Source organism: Pseudomonas sp. 7P_10.2_Bac1 (assembly GCF_025465935.1).
In the GTDB taxonomy this organism is placed as follows: Bacteria; Pseudomonadota; Gammaproteobacteria; order Pseudomonadales; family Pseudomonadaceae; genus Aquipseudomonas.
The window spans coordinates 125,564-141,154 of sequence record NZ_JANLNV010000088.1 but is presented as its reverse complement, the minus strand read 5'-3'; the positions used below and the strand labels follow the sequence as shown (position 1 = coordinate 141,154).

Genomic DNA, 15,591 nt, shown 5'->3' with positions numbered 1-15,591 from the left:
TGCTGATGCAGGGAGGTGGGCATAAAGGCACCTGGAGTATCAAACAGGATTTGGATAAATGAAGCTGTCTAATACTAAAGGTAGCAGGCGGTTGTGTTGCCGCATCAGCAAGGTTGTTGCACCTGCAGATGGCCGCCGGCATTACCACGCACAACCAGATCGCGAGGCCTGAGTTTAAAATAGCCTCGCTTTCCTTCTGAGAAACCAGCCTCGAGGATCAAAAGATCGCGAGACACGCTCGCGCCTACGCCCCCAGCGCGCAATCCACCAGCACCTGCAAGGTCTGTTGCGAACAGCGCTCAACCCGCGCCTTGACACCGTAGACGTCGGCAAACAGTTGCGGCGTCAGCACGTCTTGTGCGGCACCAAAGCCCATGACCTGGCCCTCACGCAGCACCGCAATATGGTCGGCATAACGCGCTGCCAGGCTGATGTCATGCATGACGATGACAGCGATCAACTGATGCTGGCGCACCATGTCACGCACACACTCCATGACCCGTAATTGGTAGCTCAGGTCCAATGCGCTGGTGGGCTCATCCAGCAGCATGACGCTGGGCCGACGGGCGATCAGTTGCGCCAGGCTGACCAGTTGCCGCTGCCCGCCCGACAGTGCGTTGAGCATGCGGTCGGCCAGGTGCTGGATGCCGATGCGCTCCAGGGCCGCATATGCCTGCTCAAGGTAATCGCCACCGCTACCGCCTACGCGCAAGGCCGCCATGACGCTTTCAATCACGCTAAGGCCCAGCCCCGGCGGCAAGTGTTGTGGCATGTAAGTGATGAGACGAGCCCGCTCGGAGACGGTCATGGTTGCCAGTTGCCGGGCCTGCAGGCTGACCGAACCCTTGAGGCGCTCAAGCCCCGCCAAGCCCCGCAGCAGTGTGGATTTGCCGGCACCGTTAGGTCCGATCAAGGCCGTCAAGGTGCCGGGTTGCAACTCGGGCAACGATGCATCACTGATCACTACGCGACGGCCGTAGGTAACTTGGGCGTGGTTGACCACCAATCCTTGTGCACTCATAGCTGCCTGCCTCGCTTGAACACCAGCATCACAAAAATCGGCACCCCCACCAATGCCGTGACGATACCGACCGGCACAATCACCCCGGGCATGATGATTTTGCTGACCACCGAGGACAGTGACAGCAATAACGCGCCCACCAGTGCGCTGGCCGGGAACAGAAAACGCTGGTCCTCACCGATCAGGATGCGCGCAATGTGCGGGCCCACCAGACCGATAAAGCCAATGGTGCCGACAAAGGCCACCGCGGTCGCCGATAGCAAACTGATGCGCAGCAGCGAGAAAAACCGCAGCCGCCGTACGTCGACGCCAAAGCTTTGTGCGCGATCCTCGCCCATGCGCAGCAATGTCATGCGCGAAGATGCTTGCAATGAAAACGGCACGATCACCGCCAGCACCACAGCCAGAATGCTCAGTTTGTCCCAGTTGGCCCGCGCCACACTGCCCAGGCTCCAGAACACCAGTTGTTGCAGCACGTCTTCGGTGGCCATCAACTGCAACAGCGCCACTAGTGCGTTGCAACTGAATACCAGCGCAATGCCGAACAGCACCAGGGTTTCGACCCCTGCCCCACGTAATCGCGACATGCCATGCAACAAGAACATCGACCCACAGGCAAACACGAACGCGGACAGCGCCACGATCGAGTCGCGGCTCAACAATGCGCTACTGACCGGGAACACAATAATCAGCGAGGCGCCCAGTGCAGCCGCCGAGGACACGCCAAGGGTAAACGGACTGGCCAGCGGGTTGTTGAGGATGGCCTGCATTTCGGCGCCGGCCAGTGACAGCGCCGCACCGACCAGAACCGCCATCAGCGCGTAGGGCAAGCGCACGTTCCAGATGATGACTCGGTCAGTCACGGACAAGGTCTGCGGGTGCAGCAAGCCATCGATCAAGGCACCAAGACTCATCCCTGAAGAGCCGGTAGACAGATCAAGCAAGACGGCTGCGACCAGCGCAATGCCGATCCCCACCAACAAACCGGCACGCCGCGCCAGCAGGCGTCGGTAACCTTGACTGGCGGCAACCACGGCGGGATTCAGAGGCGTTGTCATTTCTGCTCACTGATCCAGTAGCTGCCTTGTAACGGCATGCCAAGGAATTGCTGGTTGATTTCCTGCAGCGTGTGCTGCGGATCAAGGGCCGCAAGCTTCTGCGGGTTAATCCACTTGGCCATGGCCTCTATCGCCAGAATGTTATACGGCGAGTTGTAGAAGTCATGCCACAAACCGTGCACGTTGCCTTCATGAATCGCCCGCAATTGGGCAAATTCCGGGCGGGCCAGTACTTGCTTGAGCGACGCCTGAGCGCTCGCCTGATCAATCCCTGCGCCCATCAGCACGCCGGGCTTGTGGTTGCCGGTCAGGATGTAAATATCCGGGTCAGCCTTGAGCGCATATTCAACACTGATGTCGCCCAATGCACCGGGTACCACGCCTTCGGCAATGTTGCGCCCGCCCACCATTTTGATCAGTCCACCCATGCCGCCTTTACCGGTGGTATGACCCGGGTTGGCCCAGACACCGGCCAGCAATTCCAGAAACACACTCGGGCGTTTGCTGTCGTCGATCTTGCCCAGGGTATCGGTGATGTGGTCAATGTGCTGCTGGTAGAAATCGAGGTAGGCACGGGCTTGCTCTTCGCGCCCCAGTGCCTTGCCCAGCGCGATCATGCTGTCATGGGTGCCCTGTACCGGGTTGACCCGAAAGTCGACGAACAACACCGGGATCCCGGCTTTTTCCAGGATATCGGCCACCGGGCTGTGCTCGGTCGGGCCATGCCCGGAAATACTGAACACCGCCAGGTCCGGCTTGAGTGACAGGATTTCCTCAGCGCTGACGCTCTGCTCCGAGGCCTGACCGATCAGCGGGATGTTCTTGACCTCAGGAAACTTCGCCACGTAAGCGGCATAGGTGTTGGGGTCGAGTTTGCGCAGGTCGTTTTGCCAGCCAACGATGCGTTTGAACGGTTGGTCACGGTCGAGAATGGCAAACGTCGAGATCAACCGCCCCTCGCCCAGCACCACCCGCTGCACGTTGTCCGGTACATCGACCACGCGCCCGAGCACGTCGGTGACGTCTTTGGCCCAGACCGGCGAGGCCATGCCGAAACTGCCAACCATTAAAACAACCAGCAATGACCACACACGTGAAAACGATTTGGACACGATTAATCTCCCAATAGATGAAGGGCTCATACGTCGCTCCAGCGGCGCAAGAGGTTGTGGTACACGCCGCTGAGTTGCAGCAGCGACTCGTCATCGGCCTGTTGCGCGTTCAAGCGCTGAATGGCCACGTCCATATCCAGTAACAGGCTGCGCTGGCTGTCTTCGCGGACCAGACTTTCGATCCAGAAAAAAGCCGCCACACGTTCGCCACGCGTCACCGGGTTGACCTTGTGCACGCTGGTGCCGGGGTACAGCACCAGATGGCCGGCCGGTAACTTGACGCTGCGCTCGCCGAAGGTGTCGCGAATCACCAGCTCACCGCCGTCGTAGGTGTCGGGGTCGGCCAGGAACAAGGTGGCGGACAGGTCGGTACGCACCCGCTCGCGAATACCCTTGATGCCGCGAATGGCGTTGTCGATGTGAAAGCCGAACGCTTCGCCGCCGCTGTAACGATTGAACAACGGCGGATAGATTCGCTTGGGCAGCGCCGCCGACATAAACAGTGCGTTGTCGGACAGCCGCGTGAGAATGCGCTGGCCCAGTTCAAGCCCCAGGCCCGAGTCCTCATCCAACTGCCGATTGAATTTGTCACGGGCCGAGCGCTGCCCGGCCGTGACTTTGCCATCCACCCACGGCTCGGCCAGCAGCCGTGTGCGCATCTCATTGACTTCGGCGGGGCTGAAGACGCTGGCAATCTCGATCAGCATGCGCGGCCCCCGAGCCAGTCCGGCTTAAAAGTCATAGTCGATGCTGGCCGTCAGCGTGCGCCCGGCACCCGGCACGCCGTACAACTGGAACCCATCCAGCGAGGCGCCGATGCGGCTGAAGTAGAACGTATTGAACAGGTTGTCGACGTTGAGGTTAACCGTAGTCTGGCGGTTGACCTTGTATTGTGCGGCCACGTAATGCACCCAGTAACCCGGCGCTTTTTCGTTGTCGCGGGTGTAGATCGGCAGCACGCCAGACGGGCCATCGGCGTTGCTGCTGTTGTTGTTCAGGCCGCCCACGTATTTGTTGTCCGTGTAACGCCGACGCCCAACGTAGTTGGCACCGTAGCTCAAGCTCAGGTCGTCGGTGAACGCGTAGGTGGTCCAAAGGTTGGCGGTCAGGTCAGGAACGTTCTTGGCTTCCTCGCCTTTATTGATGCCCTTGGTTTGATCGCTTTTAAGGGCCGAAAAACCACTGTAGGCAGTCCAGCGATCGGTGATGTTGCCTTGCAGGCCCAGCTCAACACCATCCACCCGCTTGGCCGGCAGCGCACGCACCGGCGTGTCTTCGCCTTCGGTGTATTCCCAGGAGTTTTCCAGTTCAGTGCGGAAGATCGCCGCGGTCACGCTGATGCCTTTGTCCAGCAGATCCCACTTGGTGCCGATTTCGTAGGTTTTGGAGGTGGCCGGTTTGTAATTGCTGGTACTGGCCCCGCCATAGATCTGGTTATTGGTCGAGGCGCCAATCGCCGATGGTTGCGCCGACTCACTGTAGGACGCGTAGATCGTGCCATTTGGCTGCGGTTTGAACACCACGCCGGCACGACCACTCCAGGCGCCGGATGTGTCATTGACATCTGACTGGCCGCTCTGTGTTGTCTTGGCGGTCCAGTGGTCATATCGCAGCGAGCCCATGACTTGCCACCACTGATTGAGAGTCAGCGTGTCACCGGCGTACAGCCCGGCGTTGTTGATGCTTGAGCTCGGTTCGCCATAACCTTTGGTGGTGTAGACCGCGTCAAAGTCGTGCTGGGGGTCGCCCATATCAAAGGTCATGTTGGGTGCCGGAACCTCAGCGTTGCGGTGCAAGCCGCCGTAGGTTTCACGATAGATATCCAGCCCGGCAACCGCTTTATGACTGATAGAGCCGGTATCAAAGGCAAAGCTGAGGTCGGTCTGGTTGTCGATGATGCTGTAGCGCTTGGACAAGCCGAAGTCACTGCCGCGCAACACGCCGTTGGCCGTGCTGCCGTCGTTGTTGTAACCGGTATATACGTTGACCCCGTTGACCGTCGACACGGGGCCTACACCGACATAGCCCAGCGTGGCGCAGCGGTTGCCGGTGCAGGTTTTTGAACCGTCCGGGTTGGCGGAGAAAAACCGCGCGGGCGACAAGACCGCGAAGTTATCGGTGCGCTGCCAGCGCAGTTGGTTGGTCAGCAAAGCCCCGTTGTCAAAATCATGCTCCAGGCGCCCGGTCAGGGAGGTCGTCTCGGTCTGCTGGGTGTACAGGCTGGAGTCCCCATACCAATTATTGCGTTTCACGCCCGGCATGCGCTTGCCATCGGTGCCGCGCAGAATCGGCAGGCCACCGTCAGGGGTGTTGTCGTCCTTCTGATAGAAGAAGTCCAGGTAGGCACGGGTGGGCGTCGACAAGCCCGCAGCCAACGAGGTGGCAATGCCCCAGCGGTCGTAATCCACGTCGTCGCGGTCTGCCACCTGGTTTTCATGCTTCATCAGGTTGATGCGCACGGCGCTGGTGTCGGTCAGCTCCTGGTTGATATCGGCGGTCACGCGGCGGTAACCATCGGTACCGACTCCGGCAGAAACCCGGTTGGCATCGCCCAGATGGGCTTCTTTACTCACCAGGTTGACGCTGCCGCCGACGGCTGAAATGCCCGACTCAATTGCCCCGGTGCCTTTGAATACTTCTGCCTGTTGCAGGTTGAAGGTGTCATTGCGGCTCGACATGCCCGCATCGCGAACGCCATCGACGGTCAGGCTTTGTTCAGAGGAGAACCCGCGAATCGAAAACAGGTCGCCCCAGCCCAGATTGCCCTCCCCTGACATAAAGGTAATGCCGGGCACGTTGCGCAGAATGTCTTGCAGGCTCTGCGCATTCTGCTCCTTGAGCACTTGCTGGGGCACGATGGTGATGCTTTGCGGGGCATCCAGCAGCGGCGTCATGACTTTGCGCGATGACACTTCGTCCACCTTGAACGGCGAATCATAGCTACCCTGAACACTCAAGGCCGGCAAGGTCAATGCTGCGTCGGCTTGCTCCGCGGCACGGGCACCCGCGCTGAAGACACCGAGCGCTATCACGCCGATAACGGGGGCCAGTGTTCCGTTCAAGGCATACGGGGTATTGCGAACAACTGCCGCATCGGGTGACGATGGCATCGGACCTTCCTTAATTACAATGACTCGCATTTAGATTCGCCATTCTAAAGAGCGCCTTTGCCGGCAATTGTCCGACTTTGTATTGGTGATGCATGAAGATTCGCAGCCACAACATTTCATTACATTTCGCCGGCCTTGCCCGTGCAAAATCCGCTATTGCACACCCTTTCCCAGGCCCATTCGAGTTCACATGTCCAAGCAAGATCACATATTAATCGTCGATGACGACCCCGAAATCCGTCAGTTGCTGGCGCAGTACCTGCGCGATGCCGGTTACCAGACCTCGACCGCCTCTGACGGCAAAGAGATGCACCGGCGCCTGGAAATGAACGTCATTGACCTGATCGTCCTTGATGTCATGTTGCCGGGCGAAGACGGTTTGAGCCTGTGCCGCACGCTGCGGGTGACTTCCAATATCCCGGTGATCATGCTCACGGCACGTGGCGGTTTGATCGACCGCATCGTCGGCCTTGAGATTGGCGCGGACGATTACCTGCCCAAGCCTTTCGATCCGCGCGAACTGCTGGTGCGGATCAAGGTGGTGTTGCGCCGGGCGCAGAGCTTTCCCGAGCGTGCACGGGTCGACGAAGTGCCTTATGTGAACTTCGACGGCTGGCGCCTCGATACCCGCGCCCGCCAGGTGCTGTCCCCCGAGGGTGTGGTGATCAGCCTGGGCAACTCCGACTATCGCGTGCTGCGCCTGTTGTTGCAGCACCCCAATCGCCCGCTGAGCCGGGACTTCCTGCTTAACCACGTGTTTGACAAAGACAGCACGCCGTTCGACCGTTCGATTGATGTGTGCGTCAGCCGCTTGCGCCAGCAATTGACGCCCGAGCTGATCAAGACCGTGCGTAACGAAGGCTATATGCTGACCTCGATCAAGGTGACCCACGCATCATGAAGCTGATACCGCGCACGCTCTTCGGACGGCTGGTGATCATTCTGGTGATCGGCATGCTCGGCGCCCAGGTGGCGACCAGCAGCATCTGGTACGACGTGCGTCACAGCCAGGTACTGGAGATCCCCACCCGACTGATTGCCAGCCGCCTGGCGGACATCGTGCGGGTATCCAAGTCCAGCCCGGACAATGCCGCCCTGCTGCTCCAGAGCTTGAATACTGACACCTTCCAACTGACCGAACTCGACGCCCCCCTCTCGGCGCCCGCCCGGCTCTCGGCGCAGGATCAGGCCACAGAAGACCTGCTGAAACACTTGATCGATGAAAAAACCGGGACTCAAACGCCCTTGCGCCTGCTCAACCTCACCCTGCTCGACCAGAAAGGCGAAAAAGCCGGTATCGACACCTTGTTTGGCTCCAGCCCGGTGACCGGCCAATACACTCTTGAACTGCGCTTGGCCGATGGCCGCTGGTTGCAGGTACAAGCCCGCGAAGACCAGGGCTGGACCAGCCTGTCTCCGGCCGATGTGATGCTTGACTACTTTTGGCGGATCTATCTGGTGCGCATCATTGTGCTGGTGATCATTGCCTTGTTCGCCGTGCGCCTGGCCATTCGGCCGTTAAATGAACTGGCTCAGGCCGCCCAGGCGTTGGGCAACGATATTCGTCGCCAGCCGCTGGAGGTCAAGGGGCCAGTGGAGGTTCGCCGTGCCGCCGAGGCCTTCAACTTGATGCAACAACGCCTGCTGCATAGTCTGGCCGAACGCACGCGGTTTCTGGCGGCGGTGTCCCATGACCTGCGCTCGCCCATCACCCGTCTGCGCCTGCGCACAGAAATGCTTGATGACGAGGAACAGAAGCAGCGCTTTCGCAAGGACCTGACCGACATGGAGGGGTTGGTGTCGACCACCCTGGAATTTGTCAGCAGTGGTGAGATCAACGAGGCACGACAGAACATCGATATCAACGCGCTGCTGCAAAGCTTGCAGGCCGACCTGCAGGACATGGGTGAACACATCACCCTGGCAGGTCGCGCCAAACACCCCGTGTCAGGCTATGCACGCAGCCTCAAGCGGTGCGTGCAAAACCTGGTGGAAAATGCCGTGCGTTACGCCCGTGATGTACAGGTCATCGTTGATGAACAGCCTGAACACCTGGTGATCACTGTCAGAGACAGCGGCCCCGGTATTGCACCCGAGCAACTGACCCAGGTGCTGGAGCCGTTTTACCGACTGGAAACCTCGCGCAACACCGGCACCGGCGGTTACGGCCTGGGCTTGAGCATCGCCCAGACCGTGGCAACGGCCCATGGCGGTACCCTGGTGCTGCACAACCGGCCGCAGGGCGGGCTGGATGCCGTGCTGACGTTAAGGAGCGCGTAATACGTCAGGTAGCCGCTGAGGAGCGAATTGACGACAGTTTAGCTCTCAAGCTGCGGGCAATTGCTCGTGCAGCCGCGCAAACTGCTCGCTGATGGCCTTGATCAGCGCGGCGTCAGCCATCGGGTCCAGACCCGGATAAGCTCGCCCGTTGTATGGGCCGGTGTACGACAGCACGGCCTCAATACTTCCCGATGCTTGATATAAGCTGCGAATCAACTGGCTTTCCTGGTCTTTGCTGTCGGTGCACTGCAACGCGCAATGCAGCGCCAACGCACTGCCAAACTCGAGGGCGCTGCTATCAATGCCATGTTTTTTGGCCAAGTCTATGCTGCGCAAGATCCGTTCGTTGCGCTGCAGTTTACGCAGCGGGTCGCGTCCAACGCGAGCGCACGGGTCCTTGAACGAGGTCTTGCAGCGCTCCAGAAATGTCTTCGAAAAATCAGCCACTGGATCGGCCATCTTTGGGTATTCAGCCACCAACGCCGGACCCACCTCCTGGTAAATCAAGCGCTCTGCCAGGGCGCTGACTCGCGCATCGCCCATGCCCTGCCCGATCCATGAATACCCCAACACGCTGGCGTACCAGGCGATGATTGCGTGCGGACCATTCCACAGCAAGTTCTTCATGACCTGGGTCTGAGTGATGTCATCCACCGTTTTGACTTGGCGCAGGCGCTCCAGCAGATTGCTGCAACGCTCGGCATACAGCGGCATGTCTGACTCGCTGTTGAACAGGATCAAGTGCAGTTGGCTCAGCGCATTGCTGGGCTGAGTGAATGGACGAAAGCGCGCGATCAGACGCTCATATTCCGGCGCTGGCGACTTCGATGCAGCTTTGCGTACTGGCGGCTGCTCATCCAGGCTGTTCTGGAAAATCTTCGACTTGATGCGCAACTGCCGCACCAAAGCCTCGTTGGAGATTTTCGAGACAATGCGGCTGACTACGGTTTCGGCAAAGTGTGTGTTATCGAGAATTTTTTCTGCAACCGGCGCCGCAACCAGCATGGCCAATTGCGCTTGCACATGACGGCGGACAAACTCGGCCCCGCCGACTTTATTCAGCACCGTCAGGATTGTCAGTTCGCGCCCACGCCGCTCATAGCGACGGACCAGCCCCTGGGCAATCACCTGGGCCTGGTTGCGTATGGCCGTTTCGGGCAGGCTCAGCCCGATGATTTCCGCCTTGTCGTACATGCGGATCACCGCCTCGGCGTCATCCATGTCGATCATGGTGAGGTTGTCGATGGTCTGATCGAACGAGGTAGCACCATAGCGCACGCTGAAACGGCCAAACGCCTGAATGGTTTCGCGCAACATCCGCGAGCGGGTCGCGGCAATGATTTCACACGGGCGGGTGTAACCATCCCAATGGGAGAAAATCTGTGTCAGGTAACCGCCGCCCATGGCACCAAAACCATGGATACCCACACTGAACTGATTGAGGGCTTGCGGGAAACCCTCGGTCAGTTCCGGGGTCCCGAGGTCGGGCATGCAGTCATTCAAGTCACCGAGAAACCCATGCATGCTCTGGTAAGCCATCAAGGCACCCGCCTTGACTTCGGGTGCAGGTGGCTTGATGTCTTCGATAAGAATCGGCTGGCCCTCGGCACGGATGGCCGAAAGCAAACCGTTTTCCGAGTCTTCGAGCATCAGGCAATGTTGCGGCAGGCAGTTCAACGCACTGGCCGCCGCCAGGAAAATTTCGGGATGGGGCTTGCCTTGGCTCACCTCATCGCCGCACACGGTCACATCGAAGTACTTCAGCACGTTGGCGTTGATCAGGTACTCCTCGGCAATCGCGCGGCGGCTGGAGGTCGCAACGGCCATGGTCAAGCCGTACTTGCGCAAACGTTCGAGGACTTCAAGCAGGCCGTCCTTGATCGGCACGCCATGGTCACGCACGTAAGCCAGCTCCAGCTCATCTGCGCGTTGACGGACTTGGGCATAAGGGAAATCTTCGCCATGATTGGCCTTGGCCAGCGCTTCGGCTTTTTTCGCGCTCAAGCCTAAAGAGCCAATCAGCGTTGCTTCACTCAACGGCGTGCCGAAAATCTCACTGGCCGCTTGCTTGAGGGTTTTGAAACGCAGACGTTCGGTGTCGAACATCGTGCCGTCCATGTCGAAGATAGCGCTGAAGATTCTTTTGCCCTGGAAATAGATCATGGGAGTGTTGCTCCTTGTACTGCGAGCGCCCCGCCGTCCATCAAGGATCAGCAAAGCACGTGTTATGGCCTGAAACTGACGACTGACAGACGCAGCAAGCCAACATTGAAAGGTTCAGATAAAAAGCCGGACAGCAGCACACGCCGTTGAAAACATACGGCGCAAGCCCCGGTTGGGCGAACGATCAGAAAAAATCAGGCGGAGGGATGTAACAGTGGCGCCAGTTGGCGCTGCTACCTGAAAAACAGGGTTTGAGGTGGGGTAATGCGAGGTTTGCCAGGAGGCGAGACATACACGCTTTGAGGTGAGGCCCACATTGCGCTATCAGGGAGGCGAAATGTGAGCCGAACTGGCGATGGATACGTGTGCTTCCGTCCATATGGGTTTGTCATTTCCTGTAAAACTAATGAATGCCTTTTTAGCTATAACGTAGATAGGCGCTCTAAATCAAGGATTGACTGTAGCCCAACAGTCGCAAAACCCCAGGATCTGCCGAAGCATCGTGGCTGCGATCTGTCGATCTTATAAGCGCACAACGCCCGCCCTTAAAAGATTTCAACCTCACCAGATCGCAGCCCGTGATGGCGTCTACAGACTACCCAGCCGCTCGATCAACACCCGGTTGAACCCTGCCGGGTCTTCCATTTGCGGTGCATGCCCCATGCCCGGGAACTCCACCAGTTGCGCACCCGGGATCAGTTTGGCCGCCTGTTTGCCCAACACGCTGTAATGGCCGATCCTGGCCTTGACCTCGGGCGGGGCAATATCGCTGCCAATGGCGGTGGTGTCGGCATCACCGATCATCAACATGGTCGGGACTTTGAGGTTGGGCAATTCGTAGAACACCGGCTGGGTGAAAATCATGTCGTAGATCAAGGCCGAGTTCCATGCGACCCGCTGGTGCCCCGGCCCTTTGTTAAGACCGGCGAGCATGTCGACCCAACGGTCGTATTCAGGCTTCCATTGACCCGAGTAGTAGGTGCTTTGTTCGTAGTTGCGGATGCCTTTGGCGTCCAGTTTCAACTCGCGCTCATACCATTCGTCAACACTGCGCCACGGCACCCCCAAAGCCTTCCAGTCCTCCAGGCCGATCGGGTTGACCAGCACCAGCTTCTCGGTCTGCGGCGCATACATCAGCGCATAACGCGTGGCGAGCATCCCGCCCGTTGAGTGGCCGATGATGTCGGCTTTATCAATGCCAAGGCTGGTCAGTAAGGCATGGGTGTTGGCGGATAACTGTTGAAAGCTGTACTGATAATTCGCCGGTTTGCTGGAGGTGCAAAAGCCGATCTGGTCTGGCGCCACCACTCGATAACCCGCATCGCTCAGCGCCTTGATGCTGTCACCCCAGGTTGCTGCGCAGAAGTTCTTGCCATGCAGCAGTACGGCTGTTTGACCATTGGCAGTGCCGGTCGGCGCTACGTCCATATACCCCATCTGCAAGGCCTGGCCCTGGGACTGGAAGCGGAAATGATGCAGCGGATACGGGTACTCAAACCCTTGCAGCTCTTCGCCGTAGCTGGGCGTGGACGGTTCGGCCGCTGCGTTGGCCATTAACGGCAACGCGCAGGCCACGAACAGGCACGCGGACGAGCGTTTGATAAATGACATGAACAGTTCCTCGAAGGGTTGGATCTATACGCTGGCCTAGCGACCGAATGAGGCACCGAGCCATCTTCAACGGTTGCGCAGCGTCACATCATTCGATTAACCCATGGTTAATGGCGTGAACATCAGTCGATTCGGGGCTGTGTGTCGGGCGCCGTAAACGCTTTTGTCTGTCACAAGTAACGATATCTCCTAGAACGCAAACGGCCCGGTCCGGCTTTTTACACCGGCGCGCCTTGTTAGCTTCAAAGCGTCCATAAGGATTGTCCATTTGGCACTAGGAGACGCCCCGCTATGCCCGATCTACCCCCGCTGTTGCATTCATTGATCGACTCACCGAAGCCCCCCGCCGAAAACCGGCACGACTTCAAGAAGACCCTGGCACTGCTCAACCTTCACTCGGTTTTCGACATCATTCGCTTATCCAGAACCGATTTTATCGAGCAGGTCGCTCGGCACTGCGATGACGATGCCGGACAGGCCTACGACAACGCCTGCGGCTACGCAGCCCAACTGGAATTTCAGCACAGACACGAGGTCTCCCCCAGTGCTGAGATGAGCCGGAGCAAACGCAACCTGAGCCGAGAAACGCCGGCAGGTCCGACGTATTCGGCCTTGTTCGGCGAAGACTGGAGTGCGTACTGCGATGCGTCTTCAATCGCCGCCCTCGACTCTCCGGCTGCGTACTTGCGGGCTTTGTACTTGTTTGCACAACAGGTCGAAACCACAGGCAAAGGCACCGGCAAGCGCATCACCCTCGCGACACGCCGTCCCACACTCAAAGACATGCAAATAGACGATCAGAGCCTCAACAGGAAACTGCCGCTGTTGACCATCGTCAATGAAGTCCTGTCAGGGCACCTGGGCATCCACCTGAACAGACACCCCGATAAGTACAAGTTCAAATCGGTGAATGATGCCCTGGAGAAAACTCGTTACCCCTTCGAGTTACCCTTTGACCTCGCCCACCAGCAGGCTCTGCTGGGCTTGACTGGAAACAAACCCGCGCTGGGCGAGCTCAATTATCGCTTGAGCCTGACGTTACCGCTCGGTCACACAGCGACCAACAATTATGGTGTGATCGATCAACAGGCCTCCGTCGCTCAACAGTTGCTTTCAGGCTTGAGTCCGGAACAGCAAGTTCTGTTAACCGAGCCGCTATGGACTGACAGTAAATCGCCTTTCACGGAGCACTATGGCAGCAATGAAACGGCCCTCAAAAAGCTTGATCATTTCATGCGGCAAACCGGGCTGACTTCAACACAGGTGGATGAACTGCTGGCACGGGGCACATATCAGGCCCGCCCCTCAAAAAATGTACAACCTGCTCTTATCGACGCTCACCAGACCCACCTCAGTGGCGTGTGTTACATCAATGGCCTTGAAGGCGGCTCCACTCAGCGACTGGACCTCAAAGCCCATGGCAGCGGTCAGGTTGAGTTGCTGAATACCTCAGCAGAGCGATTTGATCGTCTGCAACGCATGATTCGGTTGCAGCGCTGGGTGAACGTGCCTTTTGCACAACTGGATACCTTGATGTTCAGTGCCAGGCAGTGCGAAGCGAATACTGAAACCCCCTTTGAAATTAATGACAACACCCTGCGCGTGCTCGGCGTTTACCGCTATTTGAACCGTCGCTATGGGCTTCAAGCAGATGAGTTGTCGGCCTTGTTGTACCAAATACCGGTCCATGCAGTGGGCAACAGCGACTCACTGTTTGACCGCATCTTCAACAGCGGCCACTTGAACGGGCAATCTCTGCAACTGGATGACACCCCCCTGAATCCGTACGCGACTGACATCGCGACGCAGAGCGCCCTGTATCAGATTTGTGCTGCCCTCGGGCTTGGCAATACTGCCGAGTCGCTCGGGTATGTGGCTGAACGTACACGTGATATCAACAAGTACCTGAACAAAGACCTGCGGACACTTTCCGCCTTTTATCGACAAGCGCGAATTGCCAGCCTGTTCGGGCTTACGATCACGGAATGCGCGCAACTGGCCGACTTGTTGAGTGCCGCGAATACCTCAGAGCAATGGGTCAAGCCCTGCTTGCGTTCTTCATCCAATCAGAACTCACCGGCAGACTTTCTAGATGCCCTCATGCAAATGGAATGGGCGGTCAATTGGCTCAAGAGCAACAACTGCAGTGTGCAGCAACTGCGCCATCAATTGATGATAGGCAATAGCCCTCAGAGTGCGGTTGTCACTGAACAATTGAAACAGCTCAAAGCGTTATATGACGACTTTCACAATCGATTTATTCCCCAGTCAAGCATTGATGAATTGAGCCTGCCCGAGCTAGCGTCCAATGAGGCATCCGGGTCAACCCCTTGGCGCCGTTGGATTGCGATTGCATTGATGAAGGCCCTGTCGAAGCCCAAGCAGCAACTGGGCCTTGATGCTCTTAGAAAGATCCTCTCAGAAGTCATTTCTGAACAAGTCCCGCAACAGGATGCTTCCAGCAACGACCGACGACTAAAGAGAGAAGCCCTTGATAAAGTCAGATCCATTCTTCATGGGGCATACGAAGATTTAAAGCCTGTCAGAGAGCATATAAAACGCTTGTTCTGCGATAGCTCTCACGTTTGGGACATGGATCATTTGCAAAAACACCGGTTCATGCACGTCGCCAACCAACTCGCCCAGTCTGTAGATCACACAACAGCATTTGAAGAGCTCAAATACATGCTGCTCATGCTCCCCGATGCCGATAAATCCTTGCAGTTGCCGCTGACTAGAGAGGTATTGCACAAGTTTCTGCTGCATCCGCACTGGCTGGACAGCCGGGCCCTCCCAGACTCTCAACTCAAACTAACGCTAAATACCCTGTATCTGTTCCAGCAATTCAACCACTGCATCAGCACCTACGGTGTGAGCCAAGACGTGTTGTTGAATTACTTCGAGATCTCAAACCCATCTGCTGTGGAAGTTGGCGATGAACGTAATCTGGCTTTGCGTTGCAACACATTACTGGGCGCCATCCTCAATTGGGACGTTTCTGAAGTTGAGGGCCTGGTCGATCGTTTGCAGACCAAACGAGTGCGTTCGATGCAAGAACTGGAGTGGCTGATGCGCGGCCATGACACCGCCAAGGTCACCGGGCTCTCTAGCAGAGTGCTGATAAAGGCTACCCATTTAACTTCAAAGATTGCCGGTCCTGATTGGGAACTGGTTGGCAAGGCTGTTATCGCGGCGCAAAGACCCTAACGTTTTTCTTACCAGACCGCTCAAGGAAT

10 protein-coding genes are annotated in these 15,591 nt (G+C 57.8%); 3 read left to right on the top strand and 7 right to left on the bottom strand.

Translation table 11 applies throughout. The annotated features are described in order from the left end of the window. Window positions 1-244: 244 nt before the first annotated feature. The 5 genes from NTD86_RS21025 to NTD86_RS21005 all read right to left on the bottom strand — a co-directional run bounded on the left by NTD86_RS21025 (window position 245) and on the right by NTD86_RS21005 (window position 6,301). Window positions 245-1,021 (bottom strand): ABC transporter ATP-binding protein, encoded by a 777-nt coding sequence (locus tag NTD86_RS21025; protein ID WP_262205169.1) that lies wholly within the window; start codon window positions 1,019-1,021, stop codon window positions 245-247. After that, the gene (locus NTD86_RS21020) at window positions 1,018-2,079 is read right to left on the bottom strand and encodes a FecCD family ABC transporter permease (protein ID WP_262205167.1); all 1,062 of its coding nucleotides are present in this window, start codon (window positions 2,077-2,079) and stop codon (window positions 1,018-1,020) included. The genes NTD86_RS21025 and NTD86_RS21020 overlap by 4 nt, the downstream gene beginning before the upstream one ends. Next, window positions 2,076-3,146 carry an ABC transporter substrate-binding protein gene (locus NTD86_RS21015; RefSeq protein WP_262205220.1) on the bottom strand — a complete coding sequence of 357 codons (1,071 nt, stop codon included), beginning with the start codon at window positions 3,144-3,146 and terminating at the stop codon, window positions 2,076-2,078. The genes NTD86_RS21020 and NTD86_RS21015 overlap by 4 nt, the downstream gene beginning before the upstream one ends. A gap of 71 nt (window positions 3,147-3,217) precedes the next feature. Then, window positions 3,218-3,898: a Fe2+-dependent dioxygenase gene (locus NTD86_RS21010; RefSeq protein ID WP_262205165.1), complete on the bottom strand. Its 681-nt coding sequence runs from the start codon at window positions 3,896-3,898 to the stop codon at window positions 3,218-3,220. 24 nt (window positions 3,899-3,922) lie between these two features. Further along, a complete protein-coding gene (locus NTD86_RS21005) occupies window positions 3,923-6,301 on the bottom strand; it encodes a TonB-dependent receptor (RefSeq protein WP_262205163.1) in 2,379 nt (792 codons plus the stop codon). 190 nt (window positions 6,302-6,491) lie between these two features. Here NTD86_RS21005 and NTD86_RS21000 point away from each other — a divergent pair, with 190 nt between their 5' ends. Then, complete coding sequence (locus tag NTD86_RS21000) at window positions 6,492-7,202, top strand: response regulator (RefSeq protein WP_262205161.1); 711 nt, start codon at window positions 6,492-6,494, stop codon at window positions 7,200-7,202. Further along, the gene (locus NTD86_RS20995) at window positions 7,199-8,581 is read left to right on the top strand and encodes an ATP-binding protein (RefSeq protein WP_262205159.1); all 1,383 of its coding nucleotides are present in this window, start codon (window positions 7,199-7,201) and stop codon (window positions 8,579-8,581) included. The genes NTD86_RS21000 and NTD86_RS20995 overlap by 4 nt, the downstream gene beginning before the upstream one ends. 45 nt (window positions 8,582-8,626) lie before the next feature. Here NTD86_RS20995 and mtlD read toward each other — a convergent pair whose 3' ends face one another. Next, on the bottom strand, window positions 8,627-10,744 hold the full coding sequence (gene mtlD / locus NTD86_RS20990; RefSeq protein ID WP_262205157.1) for a bifunctional mannitol-1-phosphate dehydrogenase/phosphatase: 2,118 nt from the start codon (window positions 10,742-10,744) through the stop codon (window positions 8,627-8,629). A gap of 588 nt (window positions 10,745-11,332) precedes the next feature. Further along, window positions 11,333-12,298 carry an alpha/beta fold hydrolase gene (locus NTD86_RS20985; protein ID WP_262205219.1) on the bottom strand — a complete coding sequence of 322 codons (966 nt, stop codon included), beginning with the start codon at window positions 12,296-12,298 and terminating at the stop codon, window positions 11,333-11,335. Between the two features lie 348 nt (window positions 12,299-12,646). Between NTD86_RS20985 and NTD86_RS20980 the strand changes: the two genes are divergently transcribed. After that, a complete protein-coding gene (locus tag NTD86_RS20980; RefSeq protein WP_262205156.1) occupies window positions 12,647-15,562 on the top strand; it encodes a Tc toxin subunit A in 2,916 nt (971 codons plus the stop codon). Window positions 15,563-15,591: the final 29 nt, after the last annotated feature.